This is a genomic window from Arthrobacter sp. B1I2 (assembly GCF_030816485.1).
GTDB lineage: Bacteria > Actinomycetota > Actinomycetes > Actinomycetales > Micrococcaceae > Arthrobacter.
The window spans coordinates 1,402,408-1,424,577 of record NZ_JAUSYC010000001.1; the positions used below are offsets into that span (position 1 = coordinate 1,402,408).

At 66.4% G+C, this 22,170-nt stretch carries 21 protein-coding genes, 1 pseudogene and 1 riboswitch; of the genes and pseudogenes, 8 read left to right on the forward strand and 14 right to left on the reverse strand.

Going from position 1 to position 22,170, the window contains the following annotated elements; all coding sequences use genetic code 11:
* Window positions 1-26: 26 nt before the first annotated feature.
* On the forward strand, window positions 27-1,550 hold the full coding sequence (locus tag QFZ57_RS06500; protein WP_306898905.1) for a UDP-N-acetylglucosamine 1-carboxyvinyltransferase: 1,524 nt from the start codon (window positions 27-29) through the stop codon (window positions 1,548-1,550).
* A 69-nt stretch (window positions 1,551-1,619) separates the two neighbouring features.
* On the forward strand, window positions 1,620-2,846 hold the full coding sequence (locus QFZ57_RS06505) for a glutamate--cysteine ligase 2 (protein ID WP_306629637.1): 1,227 nt from the start codon (window positions 1,620-1,622) through the stop codon (window positions 2,844-2,846).
* A 138-nt stretch (window positions 2,847-2,984) separates the two neighbouring features.
* Here QFZ57_RS06505 and QFZ57_RS06510 read toward each other — a convergent pair whose 3' ends face one another.
* The 4 genes from QFZ57_RS06510 to QFZ57_RS06525 form a co-directional block, all read right to left on the reverse strand.
* The gene (locus QFZ57_RS06510) at window positions 2,985-4,193 is read right to left on the reverse strand and encodes an O-succinylhomoserine sulfhydrylase (protein WP_306898909.1); all 1,209 of its coding nucleotides are present in this window, start codon (window positions 4,191-4,193) and stop codon (window positions 2,985-2,987) included.
* The gene (locus tag QFZ57_RS06515; RefSeq protein WP_306629639.1) at window positions 4,194-4,604 is read right to left on the reverse strand and encodes a rhodanese-like domain-containing protein; all 411 of its coding nucleotides are present in this window, start codon (window positions 4,602-4,604) and stop codon (window positions 4,194-4,196) included.
* Window positions 4,601-4,876 (reverse strand): DUF1737 domain-containing protein, encoded by a 276-nt coding sequence (locus QFZ57_RS06520; RefSeq protein ID WP_306629640.1) that lies wholly within the window; start codon window positions 4,874-4,876, stop codon window positions 4,601-4,603. Before QFZ57_RS06520 ends, QFZ57_RS06515 begins: the two co-directional genes overlap by 4 nt.
* A 13-nt stretch (window positions 4,877-4,889) precedes the next feature.
* A riboswitch (SAM riboswitch) is annotated at window positions 4,890-5,005 on the reverse strand.
* Window positions 5,006-5,192: 187 nt separating this feature from the next.
* On the reverse strand, window positions 5,193-5,447 hold the full coding sequence (locus QFZ57_RS06525; protein ID WP_306629641.1) for a hypothetical protein: 255 nt from the start codon (window positions 5,445-5,447) through the stop codon (window positions 5,193-5,195).
* Between the two features lie 227 nt (window positions 5,448-5,674).
* On the opposite strand from QFZ57_RS06525, the gene QFZ57_RS06530 reads away from it, so the two are divergent.
* Entirely contained in the window at window positions 5,675-6,379 is a 705-nt protein-coding gene (locus QFZ57_RS06530) for a TetR/AcrR family transcriptional regulator C-terminal domain-containing protein (RefSeq protein WP_306898912.1), read from the forward strand.
* 33 nt (window positions 6,380-6,412) lie between these two features.
* Here QFZ57_RS06530 and QFZ57_RS06535 read toward each other — a convergent pair whose 3' ends face one another.
* Window positions 6,413-6,877, reverse strand: coding sequence for a pyridoxamine 5'-phosphate oxidase family protein (locus QFZ57_RS06535; protein ID WP_306898913.1), 465 nt, complete (start codon window positions 6,875-6,877; stop codon window positions 6,413-6,415).
* 59 nt (window positions 6,878-6,936) lie between these two features.
* Window positions 6,937-7,866 carry an aminodeoxychorismate lyase gene (locus QFZ57_RS06540; RefSeq protein ID WP_306898915.1) on the reverse strand — a complete coding sequence of 310 codons (930 nt, stop codon included), beginning with the start codon at window positions 7,864-7,866 and terminating at the stop codon, window positions 6,937-6,939.
* Window positions 7,867-7,960: 94 nt separating this feature from the next.
* On the opposite strand from QFZ57_RS06540, the gene cls reads away from it, so the two are divergent.
* On the forward strand, window positions 7,961-9,436 hold the full coding sequence (cls, locus tag QFZ57_RS06545; protein WP_373461192.1) for a cardiolipin synthase: 1,476 nt from the start codon (window positions 7,961-7,963) through the stop codon (window positions 9,434-9,436).
* 36 nt (window positions 9,437-9,472) lie between these two features.
* On the opposite strand, the gene QFZ57_RS06550 is transcribed toward cls, so the two are convergent.
* The 6 genes from QFZ57_RS06550 to QFZ57_RS06575 form a co-directional block, all read right to left on the reverse strand.
* The gene (locus tag QFZ57_RS06550) at window positions 9,473-10,555 is read right to left on the reverse strand and encodes a multidrug effflux MFS transporter (RefSeq protein ID WP_306898918.1); all 1,083 of its coding nucleotides are present in this window, start codon (window positions 10,553-10,555) and stop codon (window positions 9,473-9,475) included.
* Between the two features lie 338 nt (window positions 10,556-10,893).
* On the reverse strand, window positions 10,894-12,960 hold the full coding sequence (gene pabB / locus QFZ57_RS06555; RefSeq protein ID WP_306898920.1) for an aminodeoxychorismate synthase component I: 2,067 nt from the start codon (window positions 12,958-12,960) through the stop codon (window positions 10,894-10,896).
* 57 nt (window positions 12,961-13,017) lie between these two features.
* Entirely contained in the window at window positions 13,018-13,551 is a 534-nt protein-coding gene (locus tag QFZ57_RS06560) for a low molecular weight protein-tyrosine-phosphatase (protein ID WP_306629647.1), read from the reverse strand.
* Window positions 13,552-13,686: 135 nt separating this feature from the next.
* Entirely contained in the window at window positions 13,687-14,310 is a 624-nt protein-coding gene (locus QFZ57_RS06565) for a LysE family transporter (protein WP_306629648.1), read from the reverse strand.
* Between the two features lie 91 nt (window positions 14,311-14,401).
* The gene (locus QFZ57_RS06570; protein WP_306898922.1) at window positions 14,402-15,220 is read right to left on the reverse strand and encodes a methyltransferase domain-containing protein; all 819 of its coding nucleotides are present in this window, start codon (window positions 15,218-15,220) and stop codon (window positions 14,402-14,404) included.
* 48 nt (window positions 15,221-15,268) lie between these two features.
* Window positions 15,269-15,775 carry a MarR family winged helix-turn-helix transcriptional regulator gene (locus QFZ57_RS06575; protein WP_306898925.1) on the reverse strand — a complete coding sequence of 169 codons (507 nt, stop codon included), beginning with the start codon at window positions 15,773-15,775 and terminating at the stop codon, window positions 15,269-15,271.
* A 189-nt stretch (window positions 15,776-15,964) separates the two neighbouring features.
* Between QFZ57_RS06575 and QFZ57_RS06580 the strand changes: the two genes are divergently transcribed.
* Window positions 15,965-18,166: an MMPL family transporter gene (locus QFZ57_RS06580; protein WP_306898927.1), complete on the forward strand. Its 2,202-nt coding sequence runs from the start codon at window positions 15,965-15,967 to the stop codon at window positions 18,164-18,166.
* A gap of 29 nt (window positions 18,167-18,195) precedes the next feature.
* On the opposite strand, the gene QFZ57_RS06585 is transcribed toward QFZ57_RS06580, so the two are convergent.
* Window positions 18,196-19,125 (reverse strand): NAD-dependent epimerase/dehydratase family protein, encoded by a 930-nt coding sequence (locus QFZ57_RS06585; protein WP_306898928.1) that lies wholly within the window; start codon window positions 19,123-19,125, stop codon window positions 18,196-18,198.
* 31 nt (window positions 19,126-19,156) lie between these two features.
* On the opposite strand from QFZ57_RS06585, the pseudogene QFZ57_RS06590 reads away from it, so the two are divergent.
* Window positions 19,157-19,396, forward strand: a pseudogene (locus QFZ57_RS06590) (hypothetical protein); the annotation flags it as partial.
* On the opposite strand, the gene QFZ57_RS06595 reads toward QFZ57_RS06590, so the two are convergent.
* Window positions 19,309-19,629, reverse strand: a complete 321-nt coding sequence (locus tag QFZ57_RS06595) for a hypothetical protein (protein ID WP_306901638.1) — start codon at window positions 19,627-19,629, stop codon at window positions 19,309-19,311. The pseudogene QFZ57_RS06590 and the gene QFZ57_RS06595 overlap by 88 nt on opposite strands.
* Here QFZ57_RS06595 and QFZ57_RS06600 point away from each other — a divergent pair.
* Both QFZ57_RS06600 and dnaK read left to right on the forward strand, forming a co-directional pair.
* On the forward strand, window positions 19,628-20,059 hold the full coding sequence (locus QFZ57_RS06600; protein WP_306629653.1) for a hypothetical protein: 432 nt from the start codon (window positions 19,628-19,630) through the stop codon (window positions 20,057-20,059). The genes QFZ57_RS06595 and QFZ57_RS06600 overlap by 2 nt on opposite strands.
* Before the next feature lie 233 nt (window positions 20,060-20,292).
* Window positions 20,293-22,170, forward strand: a complete 1,878-nt coding sequence (dnaK, locus tag QFZ57_RS06605) for a molecular chaperone DnaK (protein ID WP_306629654.1) — start codon at window positions 20,293-20,295, stop codon at window positions 22,168-22,170.

Consider the following 22,170-nt stretch of genomic DNA (forward strand, 5'->3'; position numbering starts at 1 on the left):
AGCTCATTTATGATATATTTTTGCTTATGACGCAGGAGACCGCCGAACACGTTGCCGCCATGTTGAGGGACGCCCGCAGTGAGAAGGGCTGGACCCAGGGCCAGCTGGCCGCTGAGCTGGGCACCAGCCAGAGCGCCGTTGCCCGGATGGAACAGGGCAAGCAGAACCTGAGCCTGAAGATGATCCAGCGGCTGGAAAACATCTTTGACCGCAGCATCGTCAACGTAGGCAAGCCGCAGATGACGCACCTGCGGGTGGAGGGCGGCCACACCCTGTCCGGCGCCGTGGACGTGAACAGCAGCAAGAACGCCGGCGTCGCCCTGCTGTGCGCCAGCCTGATCAATCGCGGCACCACCGTGCTCCGCCGGCTGGCCCGGATCGAGGAAGTCAACCGCATCGTCGAAGTACTCACCAGCATCGGCGTGGAGTGCACCTGGCTCAACGACACGGATCTGCGCCTCCGCCGTCCCGCGGTCCTGGACCTGGACGCCATGGACGTGGACGCGGCACGCCGGACCCGCAGCGTCATCATGCTGCTTGGCCCCCTGCTGGACGAGTCGCGGGAGTACCGGCTGCCCTACGCCGGCGGCTGTGATCTTGGCACCCGCACTGTGGAGCCGCACATGCAGGCGTTGCGCGAGTTCAGCCTTTCAGTGGAGGCCACGGCAGGTTTCTACACCGTCCAGGCACCCCCTGCCGACACCCGCGACCGTTCCTTCGTCCTCACCGAACGCGGTGACACCGTCACCGAGAACGCCATTATGGCCGCTGCCCACCGGGCGGGCACCACCGTGATCCGCAACGCCAGCCCCAACTACATGGTGCAGGACCTGTGCTTCTACCTGCAGATGCTCGGTGTCACCATCGAGGGCGTAGGCACCACCACCCTGAAGATCACCGGCCGGCCCGAAATCGACGCAGAGATCGAGTACTTCCCCTCCGAGGATCCCATCGAGGCCATGAGCCTCATCACGGCCGGCATCGTCACCAACTCAGAGGTCACGGTGCGCCGGGTTCCCATCGAGTTCATGGAAATCGAGCTGGCCACGCTGGGCCAGATGGGACAGGAGCTGGAGATTTCCGGCGAGTACATGGCCCGCAATGGGCGCACCCGGCTGGTGGACGTCACCACCAAGCCCTCCGAGCTGCGCGCCCCCGAGGACAAGATCCACCCCATGCCGTTCCCCGGGCTGAACATCGACAACCTGCCGTTCTTTGCGGTCATTGCCGCCAACGCCAGCGGCCAGACCATGATCCACGACTGGGTCTACGAGAACCGGGCGATCTACCTTACGGAGCTGAACCGGCTCGGCGCGCAGGTGCAGCTCCTGGATCCGCACCGGATCTACGTTAACGGGCCCACCAAGTGGCGCGCCGCCGAGGTGGGCTGCCCGCCCGCGCTCCGTCCGGCCGCCTGCCTGCTGCTGGCCATGCTCGCCGCGCGGGGCGTGTCCGAACTGCGGAACATCTACGTCATCGAGCGCGGTTACGAGGACCTGGCGGAGCGCCTCAACACGATCGGCGCCAAGGTGGAGTACTTCCAGGACTGATCCGTTCATGCTTCGTCATGAACCGCGGGCCGCAGTCCCAATGCCCGCCCTCTGCCGCAGAATGTTCGTATGCGTACGTTCGGCGTAGAGGAAGAACTCCTGATCGTTGATCCGGAGTCCGGAGAGCCGCTTGCCCTGGCTGACGCCCTCCTTGCCGGCCACCACGTTGCGGCGGACGATCTTCCCGTGGACCAGGGTGTCCACCATGCCGGAAACCACGCGGATTACGACGACGAGATGGGCTTGAGTGCCGAGCTGAAGCTTGAGCAGATCGAGACCCAGACCCGGCCGTGCCTGGAGTACGGCGGCCTGCTCGAACAGATCCGCGCGGGCCGCGCGCTGGCGGACCAGGCCGCCAGGAAGCATGGCGCCCGGGTGGCGGCACTGGCCACCTCGCCCATGGCGTCCACCACCCACACGACGCCTGACCCCCGCTACGCCCGGATGCTGGAGCGCTTTGGCCTCACCGCCCAGGAGCAGCTGACCTGCGGCTTCCACGTCCACACGTTCATCGAGTCGCCGGACGAAGGCGTGGCGGTCCTGGACCGCATCCGCGACAAGCTGGCGGTGCTGACGGCCCTGAGTGCCAACTCGCCGTTCTGGAACGGCGTGCCTACCGGGTTCGAAAGCTACCGCACCCAGGCCTGGAACCGCTGGCCGACGGCGGGGCCGGCAGGCATCTATGGAACATACCTTGCCTACCGGCGGGTGGTTACACGGCTGCTGGAGAGCGGCGTCATGCTCGATGAGGGCATGCTGTATTTCGACGCCCGGTTGTCCCGCAACCACCCCACCGTTGAGGTTCGCGTGGCGGATGTGTGCCTTCGTTCCGAGGACGCCGCGCTCATCGCCGTGCTGGTCCGGGCGCTGGTGGAGTCGGCCAGCAGGGAATGGCGCGACGGTGTGGATCCCGCCCCCGTTCCGACCGTCCTGCTCCGGATGGCTTCCTGGCAGGCCAGCAGTGCCGGACTAAGCGGTGAACTCCTGGACTTCGGCAACTTCCGGCCCGCGCCGGCCGCGGATGTCGTCCGCTCCCTGGTGGATTACCTGGCCCCCGTCCTGGCCGAACAGGGCGAGCTGGCGCTGGCCCGGCAGGGTGTGGAGGACATCATCGCCCGCGGAACCGGGTCCGCGGAACAGCGACGCGCGCGCGACAAGGCCCTCGCCGGGACGCCGCCGGAGGACAAGGGATTCGGTGCGGTGGTCCGCCAGGCCGTGCACGTGACAATGCGCGGTGCGCTCGATCTCCCAGACGTGGAGGACACGCCGGAGTTGCTCCGGGTCCGCCAGTCCTGACCCACGACTGGCTTGTTCATTCCCGACGCGCAGGCTCCTTTTCGCGACGCACATATTGTGCGCGAAAGGGAATCTGCGCGTCGCAAATGGGGATGCGTGTCGCGAAACGCCGAAAGCGCGACGGCGGCAAGCGTCCAGCTAGATCTGCTTCAGTGCCTGTTCCAGGTCGCGGATGAGGTCGTCCGCGTCCTCCAGCCCCACGGAGAGCCGGACTACGCCGTCGCTCAGGCCAATGGCGGCGCGACCCTCCGGCCCCATGGCGCGGTGCGTGGTGGTGGCGGGATGCGTGATGAGGGACTTGGAATCACCGAGGTTGTTGGAAATGTCGATGATGCGCAGTCCGTCCAGCAGTGCGAAGGCAGCTTCCTTGCCGGAGCGCCCACCGGAGGGAGCGAGCTCGAGGGTGAGGACCGTACCGCCGGCACTCATTTGCTTTGCCGCCAGTTCGTACTGCGGGTGCGACCTCAGCAGCGGGTACTTCACCCAGCTCACGGCAGGCTGTTCTTCCAGCCACTCTGCGAGCCGCAGGGCAGTGGCGGAGGAGTGCCGCACGCGCAGGCTCATGGTCTCCAGGCCCTTGGTCAGGACCCAGGCGTTGAAGGGCGAAAGTGCCGGTCCCGTGTGGCGCATCAGCTGCTTCACCGGCCCGTCGATGAATTCCTTGGTGCCCAGGATGGCGCCGCCCATGACCCTGCCCTGCCCGTCGATGTGCTTGGTGCCGGAGTAGACGATGACGTCCGCGCCGAAGTCCCCGCAGCGCTGCAGCAGGGGAGTGGCGAAGACGTTGTCGGCCACCACCTTGGCCCCAGCGGCGTGCGCCAGTTCGCTGACCGCGGCGATGTCCACGATCTCCTGCATGGGATTGGACGGGGACTCGAAGAAGACCGCGGTGGTGGGCTTGGAGAGGGCCTCGCGCCACTGGTCCAGGTCCGGGCCATCGACGAAGACCGTCTCAACGCCCCACCGGGGCAGGATCTCGTTCAGGATCACAAAACACGAACCGAACAACGAACGGGCGGCCACCACGCGGTCGCCGGCAGCCAGCAAGGCGCCAAGCGCGGTGAACACCGCGGACATGCCCGACGCCGTCGCGAAGCACGCTTCCGTTCCTTCAAGGAGGCGAAGCCGCTCCTGGAAGGTGGCCACGGACGGGTTGCCGTAGCGCGAGTAGACAAAGCGCTCGTCTTCGCCGGTGAAGGCGCGTTCAGCTGCTGCGGCGGATTCGTAGACGAAGCCGGAGTTCAGGAAGATTGCCTCGGACGTTTCCTGGAAGTTGGTGCGGTCCAGCCCGCCGCGGACGGCCTGGGTGTCGGGGTTCCAGCCGGGGGCGTCTTGGTTGAAAGCCACTTAGTTCTTTCCGAGGTTGGTGGGCAGGCCGCGGTTCTTCCAGCCATTGACGGTGCGTTCGCCGTAGCGGTCCGGCTCGCCTTCAAAGCCTTCCAGCACGTTGTAGGACGTGAAGCCGGCCTGCGTGGCGGCGGTGGCAGCCGCAACCGAACGGGCACCGGACCGGCACAGGAACACCAACTCGGCGCCCGGGTCCTCCGGCGCCTGCTCCTTGAGGTCCTTCACGAAGTCCGGATTGGGAATGCCGCCGGGGAAGGTCCACTGGATGAACAGCGGATCATTGTCCGTAGCTTTGGTGTCCGGGATGCCGATGTGGGCCCATTCGCCCTCGGTACGGACATCCACCAGGATTGCGCCCTGCTCCAGCTTCTCCCACGCTTCCTGCGGCGTCAGGTCCCCTGCGTAGCTCACGCGTGGCCCTCGCCGTCGAACTCGCCCTCAAACTCAGCATCCAGCTCATCCACCGCAGTGGCCACCGCCGCGTCAGCCGAGGCGATCGCAGCCGGAAGGACCACTGCCTGCGCCACGATCACGCGGGTGCCGTTGAACGTGGCCGCCGGACTGCCGTGCAGCACATAGCCCTCAGCCAGTGCGGCGGAGATCCGCTCGCAGAAGGCACGGTCGTCCGGGCCCGTGATCAGGCGGTAGGACAGTTTTTCTTCAGGGACGGGCGCGTCGGACACGACGGATCTCCTTCTCTCACGCTTGCAGCTCGAATCGGTCGATATGCCGAGTATTCACCTGAGGCACCCCGCCGCGAAAGGGAGGGTTGCCGACCGGCCAGTCAGGGCTTCACACCGGTACTCATTACTCCCCAAAAACGTAACACCTGCCGCGCCAAGCCGCACCGCCGCCGCCGTCATGTTCCGTAATTGAGCTGATGGCAAGGCGATAGGGTTCTTACCGGGGAGGCATGAAAAATGCTGCGGCACGTGCGTGCCGCAGCATTTGATCATGTGCCACCGTTACCCGGCGGCCTCCTGCAAGCCCAGGCGGACCCTATACAAGGCCGGGGTAGCTGGTCAGGATGTAGTCGGCAGCGGCCGGGCCCTTCATGCGAAGCCCGTTGCGGCGCGGCGAAATCCGGTATTTCATGGCTTCCCAGAAGCTGGACTCGGTGCCGGGCGTCTGCTCGTTGATGAAGCACCAGCTGGTGTACAGCCCGTAAAGGCGGTCGCGGTCCAGGCTGGAATCGGATGCCTGGTCGGGGTAGGTGGCTTCGTTAAGAAAAGTATCGAACTGCGAATGTGCCATGACGGCTCCCTTCGCTAGGTGCGCGGCGCCGCCGTTCGGCTACAGCAGCAGATCCGAGGCCCTGCACGGTGGCCATCGGATCTATAGGTCGTGTCCCGTCAAACGCATCGGGGCCATCAGCGGTGTCAGCGCTTCTCTACGCTGTAGACTTTACCCGTAGACTACAAGTGAGGCAACCGTCTCGAATCATCACCCCACGGTGACGGCAGGCAGCGAGGACCCAACCAATGATTTCCGCCAAAACTTCCGGGCCTGGCAGGCCTAAAACGAGGTTGAGCAGGGAGGTCGTGCTGGCCAAGGCCCTGGAGTTGGTTGACGCCGAGGGGCTGGATGCGCTGACCATGCGCCGCCTGGGGCAGGAGCTTGGCCGGGACCCGATGAGTCTTTACCGCTATGCCGAGAACCGCGCCGCACTGCTGGACGGTGTTTCCGAGCTGGTACTGAATCAGCTCGGGGTTCATCCGGACGACCCTGACTGGAAAGCCCAGCTGCGGAAAATCGCCCATGATCTGCGGACCCTGGCACTCCAGCACCCCAACGTGGTCCCCCTGCTGGTGACCCGGCCCCTTTCCACGCCGCTGGGCCTGCGTCCGCTGGGCACGCTGCGGCCCCTTGAGCAGATCCTGTCCCTGCTGGTGGCAGCAGGGTTCGAACCGGCAGATGCGCTCCATGTCTACCGCGCCTACTACGGCTTCCTTTACGGGCACATCCTGAACGAACTGCAGGAATACGTGGTGGACCCGGAAGAGAACGAGGTGCTGCTGCGCCTGGGGCTCCACCGCCTGCCCGCCACGGAGTTTCCGCGGCTGCGTGCCCTGGCGCCGGCGCTGGCTGAGTATGACGGCGCCACGGAGCTTGACCAGGGACTCACCATCCTGCTCTCCGGGCTGGAAGCGCAGCTGTCACGGCAGGCCTCGGTTTCCAGAGGCTGACGGGCCGCGCTGAACCTGGTTTACAGGGCGGTGCTATTCGAATGACGCCCTGCGCTGGTCCTGGAGGCGGGTGTTCCAGATGTCCGGGCGGTTCACCTGGAACCTGCGGCCGGTCAATGCCTTGGCGTTCAGCCTGATGTAGTTTGCCTTTTCGCCGGGCTGCCACGGCTCCAGGCCGAGGCTGTCAACGGCATCCTTGACAGTCTGGTCCTCGACGATCTCGGTATCGCCCCGCACCACTACGCTCCAGGCCTGTTCGGTGGCGGGATCGTAGCCGTCGATTTCCAGCGCCGCCGGCCGCTCCATCCTGGCGCCCCAGAGCTTGGAGCCAGGCGCCGTGCGGAAGAAGATGCTGCGCAGGTGGACAACGTAGTTCACGGGGAAGATCTCGGGATGTTCGTCCACCACGATGGCCAGCCTGCCCACGATGTCATTGGCAAGGAGGTCCCAGCAGTCGTCAAAGGACAATTTCTCGATCGGCAGCTTTTGCGAGTCCATGCTGCACACCTTACGGGTGATGCCGGGACGGCAAAAGGGGTGGCCCTGCCCGTCGCGGACTAATGGATGCCGGCGAAAAGTCCGCTCAATTCGGTGGTCAGTTCCTTTTGGACGGACGGGGCACCGATCTCCTTGCCGTCGATCCGGTTCACCGGCGCCAGCAGCCGGACGCTGGAGATCAGCCAGACTGCATCGGCGTCCAGAAGGTCCTGCGGCTCAAGCGGGCCGTAGCCCAGCTCCCAGCCCGCCGCCTTGGCTGCAGCGAAGAGCGCACCCTGGGAGGTCCCGGGCAGGATGCCGCTGTCCAGCTGTGGCGTGATGAGGCGCTTCACCGTCGTGCCGTCGTCGGACTTTTCCACATGCGCCATCAGCACTGTGGACGTGGGGCCTTCCAGCACCCGGCCATCTGAGGAGGTGAAGATGACGTCGTCGGCGCCCTGTTTGTGCGCGTAGCGCAGCGCTGCCATGTTGACGGCGTAGGAGAGCGTCTTGGCCCCCAGGAGCAGCCAGGGCGCCCGTTCGGCCACGTCACTGTCGTAGCCCCGGTCAAGGAGGATGACATCAATGCCCGTTTCCCGTTGCCGCCGCCCGGCAGCCCCTGGCGGCGAGGCCTGTACCCAGGCGGTGGGGGCGGGCGCACCCTCCACGCCGCGGGTCACCACCAGTTTGACCACCAGTTCATCTGCCGCAGCGTCTGCCGGCGGGTTCTCCGACCGGTGCCGGGCAACGGCAGCCGCAATGGCACTCCGCCACACGTCCTGGTCCGGGATGTCCAGGTCCAGCGCCCGGGCGGAGCCGGCAAGCCGGTCCAGGTGGGCCTGCATCTTCCGCACGGTTCCACCCACGGCCAGCATGGTCTCGAAGACCCCGTCGCCTCGCGTAACGCCCAGGTCCGTGACCAGCAGTTGCGGCTTGGCGGCATCGGCCACCCTGCCGTCGGGGAAAGCGGGGTCAAGGAAAACGAGAACCACGGGGGCTGGAGAGGTCATGGCACCAGCTTAGTGCGGCACCGCGGATAAGCTGGGCGGAGTGCCCGGGCCGGAAACCGTCCCCCGGAGCCGAATATCCCCGGGAGTTATTGACGTGTTGTGGCCTTTTTCGCTTGCCGGCACCGCGCCGACGTGGGTTGTGGTGCTCTTGGGCTTCGCCGACCTTGTCATCCGGGTCCTGGCCCTCGGCATCATCCCCGGCAACAGGCGCCCCACCACGGCCATGGCCTGGCTGCTGGGGATCTTCTTTATCCCGTTCGTGGGCATCGTGCTGTTCCTGCTGTTCGGCAACTTCCAGCTGTCCAGCCGGCGGCGTGCGCAGCAGGAGCAGGTCAACGAGAGGGTGCGGGCAGGGCTCAGCGCGCTCTCTGACGTGGAAAGCTCCTACCCCGGCCCGGAATGGGTAAAGTCCGCGGCTGAGCTCAACCGCACCCTGGGTTCGCTGCCCATGGTGGACAACAACTCCGTGGAACTCATCCCCGGCTACCCCGACTCCATCCTCGACATGACGAACGCCGTGCGGAAGGCGAAGAAATTCGTCAACGCGGAGTTCTACATCATGAGCTCGGACCACATCACCAATGACCTGCTTACCGCCATGGAGGAAGCCGCCGAACGGGGCGTGGAAGTGCGGCTCCTGTTCGACCACATCGGCACGCTGCGCATCAAGGGCTACCGGAAGCTGCTCAAGCGGCTCAGGGCCGGCAAGATCCAGTGGAAGCGGATGCTGCCGCTGCTGCCCATCCATGGCCAGTGGCGCCGGCCGGACCTGCGCAACCACCGCAAGATCATGGTGGTGGACGGCGAGATTGCCTTCACGGGATCGCAGAACCTGATCGAGCCCTCCTACAACAACCCGCGCCACCGCAAAGCCGGCCGTGAATGGGTGGAGCTGATGGCGTGCCTGCGCGGTCCCATCGTGACCACCCTGAACGTCGTTTTCGCCACCGACTGGCTGAGCGAGACCGACGAATCCCTGGAACACCAGCTGCAGCTCCCGGCGAATCCCGAGCCCGGCCATGTCACGGCCCAGGTGGTGCCGAGCGGCCCGGGGTTCATCACGGAAAACAACCTCCGGCTCTTCAACACGCTTATCTACTCCGCGCAGCACCGGATCTCCATCTGCAGTCCCTACTTTGTGCCCGACGACTCACTGCTTTACGCCATCACCACGGCGGCCCAGCGCGGCGTTGACGTGGAGCTGTTCGTTTCGGAGAAGGGCGACCAGTTCCTGGTCCACCACGCACAGCGGTCCTACTACGAGGCCCTCCTGGAAGCCGGCGTGCGGATCTACCTGTACAAGGCACCGTTCGTGCTGCACGCCAAGCACTTCACGATCGATGACGAGGTGGCCGTCCTGGGCTCCAGCAACATGGATATGCGGTCGTTCTCGCTGAACCTGGAGGTGTCAGTGATGCTCTTGGGCGCGGACATCGTGAACAAGATGCGGGCGGTGGAGGACACGTACCGGGATATCTCCCATGAGCTCAAGCTGGCGGACTGGCTCAACCGGCCGCTCGCCGCGCGGTATGTGGACAACGTGGCGCGCCTGACCGCCACGGTTCAGTAACGCGTACAGTGCAGGAACTGCCGGCCCACAAGATCCCTAGTCGTCGGCGCTGACCCGCTGGCCGTCGTCGCGCCCGGAGTGCTCCAGCCAGCCGCCCTGCCGGTAGGCAGGGGTTCCCAGGGCAAGCACCATCACCGCCAGGGCGCAGCTGCCGATCATGACGATGGCCATCGACAGCGAATTCCCGCCGAGGACCCCTACGAGGGGGCTCACGAGTCCGGCGACCCCGGACTGCAGGGCACCGATGACCGCCGCGGCCGTTCCCGCCATGTGGCCGTAGTTGTGCAGGGCCATTACGGAGGCATTCGCCGGGATCATTCCCTGGGCTGACAGGACCAGCCACAAGGCGGCCACCAGGCCAAAGACACCGCCGGCGCCCGTGGACACCACCACGAGCAGCAGCAGGGCCAGGGCCAACTGGACCAGCAGGGCGGTGCGCAGGAGGCGGACCGGCGGGAATTTCCGGACCAGGGCGGCATTGAGTTGCGCGGAGAGGACAAGCGCGGCGCCGTTGAGGGCGAAGACGAGGGCGAACTGCTGGGCGGTGAGGCCGTATTCGTTCTGGAAGACGAAAGGCGAGCCCACCACGTAGCTCATGATCAGCGCCAGCCCCAGCCCCGGGATGACGGCCAGCGCCATGAAGTGCCTGTCCCGCAGCAGCGACCAGTAGGCTCCCGCCACATGCCTGGGGTTGCCCGGGCTGCGGCTGTCCTCCGGCAGCGTCTCCGGCATAAACCTCACGACGATTGCCACCAGGACCACCCCGATAAGCGCCAGCGCGTAGAACACGGCGCGCCAGTCCCAGAGTCCGGCGATGGCCTGGCCCACGGTGGGCGCCAGGAGCGGCGCCACGCCGATCACCAGCATCAAACGGGAGAGCAGCCGGGCGGCGGCGGAGCCAACGAAGCGGTCGCGGATGACGGCGAGTGCCACCACCGCGGCGGCTGCGTTGAAGAAGCCCTGCAGCACGCGCAGCCCTGTCAGCGTTTCGATGTTCGGCGTGATGGAGCACAACAGCGAGATGGCCACGTGCAGCGAGATGCCGATGACCAGCGGCAGCCGCCGCCCGAACCGGTCCGAGAAGGGGCCGATCACCAACTGGCCGATCCCGGCTCCCACCAGGGTTCCGGACAACGTCAGCTGGGGCGGCGGTCTGGGTAGTGTGGAGGTCAGCTTCCACGGCGGGCAGGGAGGGCAGGTACATGTCCGTGGTCAGGGCCGGAAGTGCGGCCAGGGCGCCAAGCATGAGGACGTACTTGAAGCTGCGCGGTGCCTGCTTGCTGGTGTTGTGGGCTTGGGACGGGTCCGTCACGCGGCAAACCTAACTCATGGGGAGCCTGGGTGTCCCGCCGCGTGGCTTGAGCGGTTCATCTGACCCTCAGCACCCTACCCCCGGCCCGGTCTTCCTAAACGGGGTGTCCGTCCTGTGACCGCCGGTGCGGATGGTCCGGGACGCGTCAGCCGTCCGGGAAGCCTGAGCCCAGGGTGGAGAGCACCCCGTAGGCCTTGGTCCGGATCTCCTCATACTCGTCATCCGGGCGGGAGTCCGAGGTGATGGCACCGCCGACGCCGAGCGCGAGTTCCACGGTTCCGTCGCCTGCCTCGTTGATCACCAGGGTCCTGATGGCGACGGCGAGGTCCGAGGCCGCGTTGAGCGAGAAGTAGCCGATGGCGCCGGAATAGATCCCCCGGGGTCCTGCCTCCAACTGGTCAAGGATGGCCATGGTGCTGATCTTGGGAGCGCCGGTCATGGAGCCTGCCGGGAAGCAGGCTGCCACCGCTTCCGCCCGCGGCGCTCCGGGCAGGAGGCGGGCATCGATGGTGCTGACCATCTGGTGGACCGTGGCGTAGCTCTCGATGGCGCAGAGGCGGCTGACCGTAACGGAACCGGGCGCCGCAAAGTGGCTGAGGTCGTTGCGCAGCAGGTCCACGATCATGATGTTTTCGGCCCTGTCCTTCAGGGAGGCGGCCAGGTCCGCGCGCAGGCGGCCGTCCTCCTGCGGGTCAGCAGCCCGGCGCCGGGTGCCCTTGATCGGCTCGGCGCGCATGCCGCCGTCGGACCCTATCTTCAGGAACCGCTCCGGCGAGGTGCTGGCTACGGCAAGGGTTCCCAGCCGGAGGTAGCTGGCGAACGGGGCCGGGTTCCTGCGGCGGAGCGCCAGGTACGTGGTCCACGGATCCAGCGAGCCGGCCTGGATCCTGGCTTCGAGGGTGGTGGTCAGGCACACCTCGTAGGTATTCCCCTGGGCGATCTGGTGCTGGGCGGCGGCGATCTTCTCCCGGTACCCTGCGCCCGTGTCCCGGCTGCGGAAAGTGGGAGGTTCGGGATGTACGACGCCGGTGCTGCCGCCGGCTTCCGCTGTTGGGTCCTCCGCCGCTTCCACGGCTGCCCGTGCCTGCGCCAGCCACTCCTCGGAGTCCGGTGCCTCCAGCGCCAGGAGCCAGGCGGTACCCTCGGCATGGTCCAGGACCACCGCACGGCCCGCGAAAATCAGGGCGGCGTCCGGGGTGGCTGCGGAGACGTCGCTGCCCCCGGTTTCACGCTTCAGTTCGTAACCCAGGCAGCCCAGCCAGCCCAGGGTGAACTCGCCAGGGTAGCCCTCGGGTGTCCGCACCGCCCGGCGACCCCAGACGGTGTCGAGCCAGCGGAAGAAGGGGCCCGGGACTTTGGCCGTGGACGAGCCTGCGCTGATCCGGCTCACACCTCCGCGGTGCGTAACACGCTGTCCGAACGTGCCGCCGTCGTCCGCCATGATGCTGAACCGGCTGCGCTCGGCGGCAGTCCGCTGGGCCGGATCCCCGCCGCCAGGTCCCGTGCCCGCGTTGGAGGAGTCCAGCCACACGGCGTTGGCGGAACGCCCGTACAGGGACTGGAACAGGGCCGGCGCGTCCGGGGCGGCATCCAGGCGCTCGGCATGAAGGCGAAGGCCGCGGCGGGCAGACAATTCCGGTGCCAGGACCGGCGCCAGGGCGGGCAGGTAGGGGAGGAGCTGCAAAAGGTCCGCCGGGGCCGATCCGTCGGCGAGGTTTTGGACGCGAAGGTCCGCATGGCCGGGCACGTCGTCACTGCCCAGCCACTCTTCCTCCTGGGCGGCCCACCGGTCCCAGTACGGCTCATACGTTGCACCGTCGCGGTCCAGCGCCCGGGTCCGCCGGACGTCGTCCGGGGATTCCGCCCAGACCACCGCGTCCAGCATGCGACGGGCGGCCTCCGCGGCGGCCCCCACTCCCTCCACGATGACGATCTCCGCGGGCAGCGTCACCCGGGCGGCGCCGTCGTAATGCCTTTCCCAGTCCCAGCTGGTCCAGGCGGCTGCCTCGCCACGGCTCAGCGGCGTGAGGACTGTGGACACATAGCGTTCGACGCCGGCCGCCAGCCCGTCCCAGCCCGGGTAGATGTCCTCAAGGTGGAACAGCGACACCTTGTGATGGGTGCGGAGCCGTGCCGCAAGCTCGACGGCGAGGGTGGTCTTCCCTGCGCCGGAGCGCCCGTCGATGGCGATAATGACGGGGGCTGGGCTCATGGACTAGAGCGTACCGTTTACAGTGTGCCTGCCGCTTCAGCCGGTTGTTCCCCGCGGCTAGTGCGGCTGGAGCTGCGTGTTCTGGAGGACTGCTGTCCTGATGTGCTCCACCAGGCCGGGAAGGGCGGAGTGGATCTGGTGCCAGACGGCGTCGAAATCCGCATGGCCGCCGTACCAGGGGTCCTCGATGCCCTGGTCCAGCCGGTCCCGTTCCGCCATGGCGGGATCGAAACTTCGGAGCATCCTGATCTTCTCCAGGGATTCCTCGTCCGGCGCCGCTTCACCAAGCCAGGCGTAGTGATCAATGTCCAGGGCCAGGATCAGGTCCCGCTCGCGGAACCACGCAGGGTGCCATTCGCGGGCCACGTGGTGGTCCGAGGCCAGCTGCGCTGCGGCGAGCCGCCGGGCGGCGCGGGGGTCAATGGGCCTGCCGGCCTCGTAACCGGTGATGCCGGCAGAGTCCACCTCCACCAGGCCGGCAAGGCCCTCGCGTTCAAGCGCAGCCTGGAGCATAAGCTCGGCCATGGGGGACCGGCAGATGTTGCCCGTGCAGACAGTGATGACGCGATATGCGCTCGGCGCTGAGTTCATGCACCTAAGCATGCGCGCTTCCGTTCCCTCTTGGCTAGCCGCCTGTTCACAATGTTTGACGGGTTTGTAAAGATGCATGACTTACCTCCGCGCGGGGTACGTATCACGCTGGTGCAGCCCCCGGAACGCCCCTTCTCAGTGGATCAGGGCCAGCAGGATGCCCACGCCCACGAACAGGACGCCGAATACCCTGCTGAGGACCACTTGGCCGCGTTCCGTATTGGTAAAGCGCTGGAATGACCTTGCGGCCGCGGCGAAGAAGAACCACATCACCAGGATGTCGATGACGACAATCGTGGCCGTCAGCACCGCGTACTGGGTGAACAGCGGTTGGTCGGGCCGGATGAACTGGGGCGTGAAGGCCAGGAAGAATACGATCGCCTTCGGGTTCAAGAGGTTGACCCAGAACCCGCGCCGGAAGATTGACCAGCCGGGCTCGTTGCGGAGGGCGGCGGCCTGCTCCTGGGCGACAGTGGGCTTGCTCAGGAACTGGCGGATGCCCAGATACACCAGGTAGGCCGCCCCGGAGTAGCGGATCACATTGAAGGCGACGGGCGAACTGGCCACCAGCACCCCAACGCCCAGGGCCACAATCAGGACGTGCACTATGAGCGCTGCCTGCTGGCCCAGGATTCCCCAGATGGACCGGCGGAAGCCCGCGTTCAACGAGTTGCTCATGGTGTTGATGGCCCCGGCTCCCGGGGTGAAGCTGATCAGGACGCCGGCACCCGCCAGGGCGAGCCACAGGGAAAATTGCACCTCACAATCTTAGGCGGGTGAAGCGGGGTGCCGACGCCAGCCGGGGAACCATGGGGACGGGAGGCGAGTGGGCCAGGTGGACAACCCGGAACTAGGCCCGGGCAATGACCTCGCCGTTCGGGATCAGGAACCAGCCGTCATCGGTGGAGCCCCAGCGGTGCCAGCCCGCCGAGATCCGGGCCAGGTCCGCGGGGTTGGCGAAGCCGTATTCCAGGGCCTGCTCGGCGAAGGCCGAGTGCAGCACCCGCTCTCCCCAGACGCGGGCCTGCCAGCGGCGCTGCTGCGCCGTGGCGTACAGCCAGTTGCTGCTGGTGGGGGCGACGTCGGTGAATCCCGCCGCCTGTGCCCAGCTGACCAGCCGCCGTCCGGCGTCGGGCTCTGCTCCGTTCCGGCGGGCAATCCGCTGGTACAGGTCCATCCACTCGTCCAGCTCCGGGAGGTCGGGGTACCAGCTCATGCCGTGGAAGTCGGCGTCGCGCACGGCCACGATGCCACCGGGCTTGGCCACCCGCCGCATCTCCCGGAGGGCCTCAACGGGGTCGGTCAGGTGCTGGAGCACCTGGTGGGCGTGGACCACGTCGAACGTCTCGTCCTCAAAGTCCAGGTCATAGATATTGCCGGCCACGAACTCCACGTTGGGTACGTCCCGTTCGACGGCGAGGGCCTGCGCCTGGGCAATGATGTCCGGTGAGCGGTCCAGGCCGGTGACCGTCCCGGGGCGGACCAGGGCGGCGAAGTCGCAGGTGATGCTGCCGGGCCCGCAGCCGACGTCGAGCAGCATCGACCCGGGTGTGAGGTACGGGAGGACGAACGCTGCCGAGTTTTCGGCGGTCCTGGCGGCATGGGCGCGGACCACCGATTCGTGGTGGCCGTGCGTGTAAACGTCGTCTTCAGGCTGCTGCTCATTCATAAGCAAACGCTACCCCCAACCTGGGGTACACGAGGGGAAGGTGTGCGGCTACCCGGGCTCCGTCCTTGCCGCTACTGTGGCGTCAACCATCGCCGTCATGAAACGTGTGACGGTTTCCAGTTCCTCCGCGGAGAACCCCGCCATGGCACTCCCCATGTGCTGTGCCAGAGGCGCAAAGATGGCAGCGCCTTCCTGAAAAGCCTTGGGCGTCATCTTCAGCTGGACCTGGCGCCGGTCAGTGCTGTTCCGTTCACGCACGATGTGCCCCGAGTTGTCCAGGCGGTCGATCAGCGCGGTGGTGGCGGGAGAGCTGAGGTTCAGTTCTTTCCGCAGCAGCCCGGGTGTCACCACGTTGCCGGCGGCCGTGTGCCGCATGATGACCGCCAGGGCGTTCATGTCCGTGCGGTGCATGTCCTTCCGGCCGCCGGCAAAATCCACGTAGCGGTTGGCCTCCATGGTGAACTCCTGCAGGAGCCGGAGCAAGGGGTGTGGCGGACCGCCGGGAGCGCCATCCGGCAGGCCTGGTACCGCGTCAGGTGATCTTTTGCCTGCCATGCCCACCTCCCTGCATTCCTGGTTCCCCGCCGGCGTTTCTGTCCGGCCGTACTGACGGATATTACTGCAGCCCCGGCATTCACTTCCGAGCCGGCAGCCGGAAAAAACCTTGGCAGCCACTTATCTCTACTATGGAGATAATCTATGCTGGAACAAATACTACTCCGCCGCTTATCACTGGAAGGCACCATGAATCGCACACAAGTTGCCAGGGAACGTGTCCCGTTCTGGCTTCGCTGGCTGGTCCCCGTTGTCCTGGTGCTGACCTGGCTGGGGCTCGCCGGGGTTGGCGGCCCCACGTTCGGCCGGCTGGAAGAGGTCTCCTCCAATGACCAGGCGTCCTTCCTGCCCGCCAGCGCGGAGGCCACCGAAGCCCAGGACTGGCAGGCTAAATTCCGTGACTCGGACGAGGTTCCGGGCATCATCGTCATTGAAAAAAATGAGGCTTTCACACCCGCGCAGTTGGGGGAGTTGGCCGCGCTCAAGACCAGCCTCGAAGAGCTCAAGCTCGGCAGCACGGTGATTGGCCCGATTCCCTCCAAGGACGCCAAGGCGGTCCAGTTCGTGGTCCCCGTCGGATCCTCGGTGGAGGTCAAGGACGCGGTTAAGGAGCTCCGCAGTACGGTCACCGAAGCAGCACCGGAGGGCAGCCAAACCTTCGTGACCGGACCCGCCGGCCTTGCCGCCGACCTCACCGCAGCCTTCGGCGGAATCGATGGGATCCTCCTGCTCGTTGCCCTGTCCGCGGTGTTCGTGATCCTCCTGGTCGTCTACCGGTCCCTGCTGCTGCCCATCATGGTGCTGCTGACGTCAGTATTTGCCCTATGCGCCGCGATCCTGCTGGTATTCGGCATGGCCAAGGCCGGCTGGATCCAGCTCAACGGCCAAAGCCAGGGCATCCTTTCCATCCTGGTGATCGGCGCAGCCACGGACTACGCGCTGCTGTTCGTGGCCGGCTTCCGGGAAGCCCTCACCCACACCACCAACCGCACGGCCGCCGTCCTGACCGCCTGGAAAGCGTCCTTCGAGCCCATCCTGGCATCCGGCGCCACCGTGATCATTGCGCTGCTGTGCCTGCTCTTCTCCGACCTGAACTCCAACAAGGCGCTGGGCCCCGTTGCCGCCGCAGGCATCCTGTGTGCCCTGTTCGCCGCCCTGACCCTGCTGCCCGCGCTGATGGCGCTGCTGGGCCGGGCCGCCTTCTGGCCTTTCCGGCCCAAGCTTCTCCCCGCCGACCAGCGCGAACCCGAGCTGGTCACGGGTCTGGAAGGCCAGAAGGGGCTGTGGCGTGCCACCGGTTCACTGGTATCGCGGCGGCCCCGGACGGTGTGGGTGGCGTCGGTCCTCCTGCTGCTGGTCGCCGCCGGCGGCCTGTTCCAGCTGAAGGCCAACGGCGTGCCGCAAACCGATGTCATCCTCACCGCTTCCAACGCCGTTGACGGGCAGGACGCGCTGGCCCGCCACTTCGACGCCGGCAGCGGCAGCCCCGCCGTCGTAGTGGCGGACCAAAGCAAGGCCGCCGAGGTGCTGGACCGCGTGAAAGCGGACGACGGCGTGGGCGAGGCCTACCTGCTGGGGCAGGGCAGCGTCCCCATCACCGGAGCCCCCGGTGCTCCCAGCGTTCCCGACGTTCGCGAGGGGAAAGTGCTCATCAACGCCACGCTGAACGACGCCGCGGACTCGCTGGAGGCGGAGGAGACCATTAAGGCCCTGCGCACCGAAGTGAAAGCTGTTGATCCCGGCGCCCTGGTGGGCGGCGTAACTGCCACAGCCCTCGACACCAACACCACGGCCCAGCATGACCTGGTGGTCATCATTCCGGTGGTCCTGGTGGTGATCCTGTTCATCCTGATGCTGCTGCTGCGCTCCATCGTGGCCCCGGTCCTGCTGGTGCTCTCCGTGGTGCTGTCCTACGCAGCTGCGCTTGGCGTGGCAGCCTTCGTTTTCAACAACATCTTCGGCTTCCCCGGCGCCGATGCCACCGTTCCGCTGTTCGGCTTCGTGTTCCTGGTGGCCCTGGGCGTGGACTACAACATCTTCCTGATGAGCCGGGTCCGGGAGGAGTCACTCAAGCACGGCACGCGGCCAGGAATCCTCCGCGGCCTCGGCGTGACAGGCGGCGTGATTACCTCCGCCGGTGTGGTGCTGGCCGCCACATTCGCAGCACTGGGCGTCATCCCCATCATGTTCCTTGTGCAGCTGGCCTTCATTGTGGCGTTCGGCGTGCTGCTGGACACCGTCCTGGTGCGCTCGCTGCTGGTACCGGCGCTGGCCTACGACATTGGACCGAAGATCTGGTGGCCCAGCAAGCTGGGGCGCACTGATGTTGGGAGCGCAGTGCGGCCGCGGGAGCCCGGCGTCGAACCACTGGAAGAGGTTCCCAGCCGCTGACCATTGCGCGCGTGCATCAACCCCGTGCACTAACCCTGCTGCCGCCACCAGTCCACGGTGGCGGCAGCAGCCTCGTTTAAGGGTGTGGGGCTGATGCCGAGGGTTGACTCGGACAACGCGGAGTCCATGACGAACGGCCGCTCAAACTGGTACAGCATTTCCGCCAACTCCCTGGCATCGGAGGAAAACAAAGCTGCCGCCCGGAGGACCCAGCCAGGCAGGACGCGCACCTTGGGAGCGGGCACCCCGGCTGCCGTGGCGAATGCGTGGCCGAGCTCCCGCTGCGTCATCGCGGGTCCGGTGGGCGCGTGCCATACACAGCTCCAGGCCGAGGGCATATCTGCGGCCCTGATCATTGCCCTGGCCAGGTCGGGGACGTATGTGAACGAGTGCGGTTGCCGCGCGCTTCCCACCACGCTCACGCTCCTGCCCGCCAAAATCGGCACCACTATGCGTTCGCCACCGTGCGCCATCCGTACGCGGGGCCCAAAAAAGTCGCCCGCCACCACGCTCACAGTTGGCGTGGCTGACGCCTCGCGCGCCTGCAGCAGCTCCGTCCGCGCGCCGCGCTTACCGCCGGCGGCCCGGCGCGGACTGCCCTCCGTCATCACGCTGTCCGGCTCGCTGTAGGAGTAGAGGCTTTCGGGGAATACGACGACGGCCCCTGCCTGGTGTGCGGCGCTGAGCACTGCCTGCTCAGCGGCAGGCAGTTCGGCCCGCCAGGCCGCAGCGTTGTACGCCGACCCGTGGATGCAGTGGAAGACGGCTTTCGCGCCGGCAAAAACGGTCCGCAGGATTGCCGGGTCCTTCGCATCCCCCTTGATGCGCTCAATGAGCGGGTGGTCCGGTCCACTGCCCGAACGCGTGAGGACGCGCACCTGCCGCCCTTGGTCCGCCAATTGTTCTGCTACCGTCCAACCCACCGGTCCAGCTCCGGTCACCACATAGAAATCCGCCATTTTGGCCTCCTTATCCACGTCTGCGAGAGCAGTGCTCTCAGAAACAGGATGGCGCCTTCTGGGTGGCCTGCAAACAGTGGCGGACATCGTCCGCCTGGGGCGGCAGCACCTGGCAACTGACGGTGCGGCCGCGCTCTCCCTGCGGGCGGCGGCGAGGGATTTGGGCGTGGTGTCCACTGCCGTCTACCGGTACGTGGAGAGCCGCGACGAGCTACTGACACTGTTGCTGGAAGGTGACCACGTTGCGCGCTTCCTGGCGCTGGGCCGGGCAACCAGTACGGCGCGGAGACCTTCCGGGCGCCCGCTGAGCTCTTCGACCATCATCTTGCCGTCCTTGCCGGCATCGCCGTCCTTGCCGTCCTTGCCGTCCTTGCCGGCGTCGCCGGCCTGCCTGTTCCGGCCTCGGGATAAGTGGCCTGCCAGGCCCTGTTGATGCGGCCAGGCCGTCGATAGACTGCCAGTGCGCCCGCACGGACGCGCAGCCTCGAAGGAGAGATGCACCATGACTGAGAATCCTGAAGTTGCAGCCGAGGAGCCCCGCAAGGGCAGCAGCGCACCCGGGCTGGAAGGTGAAGGCGGGCAGTACGTGGACGGCGACTACGGCGACGCCGGCGCCGTGGAAAGGCCGGCAGGGGAACTGGACGACCAGTATCCGGAGGGCGATTACGGTGCCGCCGGAACAGCTGGAAGCCCTGCCGGAAGTGTGGAGGACGGCGGGCAGTACGTGGACGGGGACTATGGCGATGCCGGCGCCATCAACGAGCCCGAGCGGGCGCTTGCCGACGGCGAGTACGAGGAAGGCGACTACGGCGATGCCGGCACCGCTGGCGGCCGCACCGAGGAGGCCATCCGCGAAGGACTCACGGACCGCCAGGTCCAAACGACGGCGGAAGAGCGCGGCCCGCTGCATGGCGACCGGGATACGGAGCGTTAAGCAGCCCGGCGGTACGTTCTCCCAAAGCGAACCCGGGGACCGGCGTCGTAATCCTGCGCCCTGGGGCCCGGGAATCCAAGGAATGTCGAGGCAAGAACCTGACGTGACACGCAAAGTTGAGCGGAGTCCGCTCAACTTTGGATTGACATCGCTGGCGCGCTGAGTAAAGTTGAGTGCAGAACGCTCAATTCTTAGGGCGCCAGCCAGTTTCCAAGGAAAGAAGGAAGCAACACATGTCACGTGCAGTAGGTATCGACCTCGGAACCACCAACTCCGTCGTCTCCGTTCTCGAAGGTGGCGAGCCCACCGTTATTGCCAACGCCGAGGGTGGCCGCACCACGCCGTCGGTCGTTGCGTTCTCCAAGTCCGGCGAGGTCCTGGTGGGCGAGATCGCCAAGCGCCAGGCCGTCAACAACATCGAGCGCACCATCGCGTCGGTCAAGCGCCACATGGGCACCGACTGGAAGGTGGACATCGACAGCAAGAAGTACACCCCGCAGGAAATTTCCGCGCGTATCCTCATGAAGCTGAAGAACGACGCCGAGTCCTACCTGGGTGAAAAGGTCACCGACGCGGTCATCACCGTCCCGGCCTACTTCAACGACGCCGAGCGCCAGGCCACCAAGGAGGCCGGCGAAATCGCAGGCCTGAACGTCCTGCGCATCGTCAACGAGCCCACCGCCGCAGCACTCGCCTACGGCCTGGACAAGGGCAAGGAAGACGAACTCATCCTGGTCTTCGACCTCGGCGGCGGCACCTTCGACGTCTCCCTGCTGGAAGTCGGCAAGGACGAAGACAACTTCTCCACCATCCAGGTCCGCGCCACCGCCGGTGACAACCGCCTGGGCGGCGACGACTGGGACCAGCGCGTCGTTGACTACCTGCTGAACCAGCTCAAGGTGAAGGGCATCGACCTCTCCAAGGACAAGATCGCCCTGCAGCGCCTCCGCGAAGCCGCAGAGCAGGCCAAGAAGGAGCTCTCCTCCTCGTCCAGCACCAACGTCTCGCTCCAGTACCTCTCCGTCACCCCCGACGGCCCGGTCCACCTGGATGAGCAGCTGACCCGCGCCAAGTTCCAGGACCTCACCAAGGACCTGCTGGAGCGCACCAAGAAGCCGTTCCACGACGTGATCAAGGAAGCCGGCATCAAGCTCTCCGACATCAACCACATCGTGCTCGTCGGTGGCTCCACCCGTATGCCCGCCGTTTCCGAGCTCGTCAAGGAACTGGCCGGCGGCAAGGAACCGAACAAGGGCGTGAACCCGGATGAGGTTGTGGCCGTTGGTGCAGCCCTGCAGGCCGGTGTGCTGAAGGGTGAGCGCAAGGACGTCCTCCTGATCGACGTCACCCCGCTGTCCCTCGGCATCGAAACCAAGGGCGGCGTGATGACGCACCTGATCGAGCGCAACACCGCCATCCCCACCAAGCGGTCCGAGACCTTCACCACCGCTGACGACAACCAGCCGTCCGTGGCGATCCAGGTCTTCCAGGGCGAGCGCGAGTTCACCCGCGACAACAAGCCGCTGGGCACCTTCGAGCTGACCGGTATCGCCCCGGCTCCGCGCGGCGTTCCGCAGGTCGAGGTCACGTTCGACATCGACGCGAACGGCATCGTGCACGTTTCCGCGAAGGACAAGGGCACCGGCAAGGAACAGTCGATGACCATCACCGGCGGTTCCAGCCTCTCCAAGGAAGACATCGACCGCATGGTCCGCGACGCCGAGGAGCACGCAGCTGAGGACAAGGCCCGCCGCGAGGCGACCGACACCCGCAACACCGCCGAACAGCTCGCCTACTCCGTGGACAAGCTGATCGCCGACAACGCGGACAAGCTGCCCGAAGAGGTCAAGACCGAGGTCCAGGCCGACGTCGACGCCCTCAAGAAGGCCCTCGAAGGCACCGACGACGCCGCCGTGAAGTCCGCGTTCGAGAAGCTGCAGGCTTCCCAGACCAAGCTCGGCGAAGCCATCTACGCCCAGGCCGGTTCGCCGGACGGCGCAGGCGCTGCAGGTGCTGAGGGTGCCGCCGGTTCCGCCGGATCCTCCACCGGTGCTTCCGACGAGGACATCGTCGACGCCGAGATCATCGACGAAGACGAAGCGAAGAAGTAA

Bases quoted from the DNA above. Each gene is read 5' to 3' on its own strand.
- pabB (WP_306898920.1), bottom strand. From the start codon at position 12,960: ATGAGCCCAGCCCCCGTCATTATCGCCATCGACGGGCGCTCCGGCGCA.
- QFZ57_RS06525 (WP_306629641.1), bottom strand. From the start codon at position 5,447: ATGGCACATTCGCAGTTCGATACTTTTCTTAACGAAGCCACCTACCCC.
- QFZ57_RS06535 (WP_306898913.1), bottom strand. From the start codon at position 6,877: ATGGACTCGCAAAAGCTGCCGATCGAGAAATTGTCCTTTGACGACTGC.
- QFZ57_RS06600 (WP_306629653.1), top strand. From the start codon at position 19,628: ATGACTGAGAATCCTGAAGTTGCAGCCGAGGAGCCCCGCAAGGGCAGC.
- QFZ57_RS06570 (WP_306898922.1), bottom strand. From the start codon at position 15,220: ATGAATGAGCAGCAGCCTGAAGACGACGTTTACACGCACGGCCACCAC.
- QFZ57_RS06580 (WP_306898927.1), top strand. From the start codon at position 15,965: ATGAATCGCACACAAGTTGCCAGGGAACGTGTCCCGTTCTGGCTTCGC.
- QFZ57_RS06500 (WP_306898905.1), top strand. From the start codon at position 27: ATGACGCAGGAGACCGCCGAACACGTTGCCGCCATGTTGAGGGACGCC.
- QFZ57_RS06575 (WP_306898925.1), bottom strand. From the start codon at position 15,775: ATGGCAGGCAAAAGATCACCTGACGCGGTACCAGGCCTGCCGGATGGC.
- QFZ57_RS06585 (WP_306898928.1), bottom strand. From the start codon at position 19,125: ATGGCGGATTTCTATGTGGTGACCGGAGCTGGACCGGTGGGTTGGACG.
- QFZ57_RS06560 (WP_306629647.1), bottom strand. From the start codon at position 13,551: ATGAACTCAGCGCCGAGCGCATATCGCGTCATCACTGTCTGCACGGGC.
- QFZ57_RS06505 (WP_306629637.1), top strand. From the start codon at position 1,620: ATGCGTACGTTCGGCGTAGAGGAAGAACTCCTGATCGTTGATCCGGAG.
- QFZ57_RS06595 (WP_306901638.1), bottom strand. From the start codon at position 19,629: ATGGTGCATCTCTCCTTCGAGGCTGCGCGTCCGTGCGGGCGCACTGGC.
- dnaK (WP_306629654.1), top strand. From the start codon at position 20,293: ATGTCACGTGCAGTAGGTATCGACCTCGGAACCACCAACTCCGTCGTC.
- QFZ57_RS06540 (WP_306898915.1), bottom strand. From the start codon at position 7,866: ATGACCTCTCCAGCCCCCGTGGTTCTCGTTTTCCTTGACCCCGCTTTC.
- QFZ57_RS06530 (WP_306898912.1), top strand. From the start codon at position 5,675: ATGATTTCCGCCAAAACTTCCGGGCCTGGCAGGCCTAAAACGAGGTTG.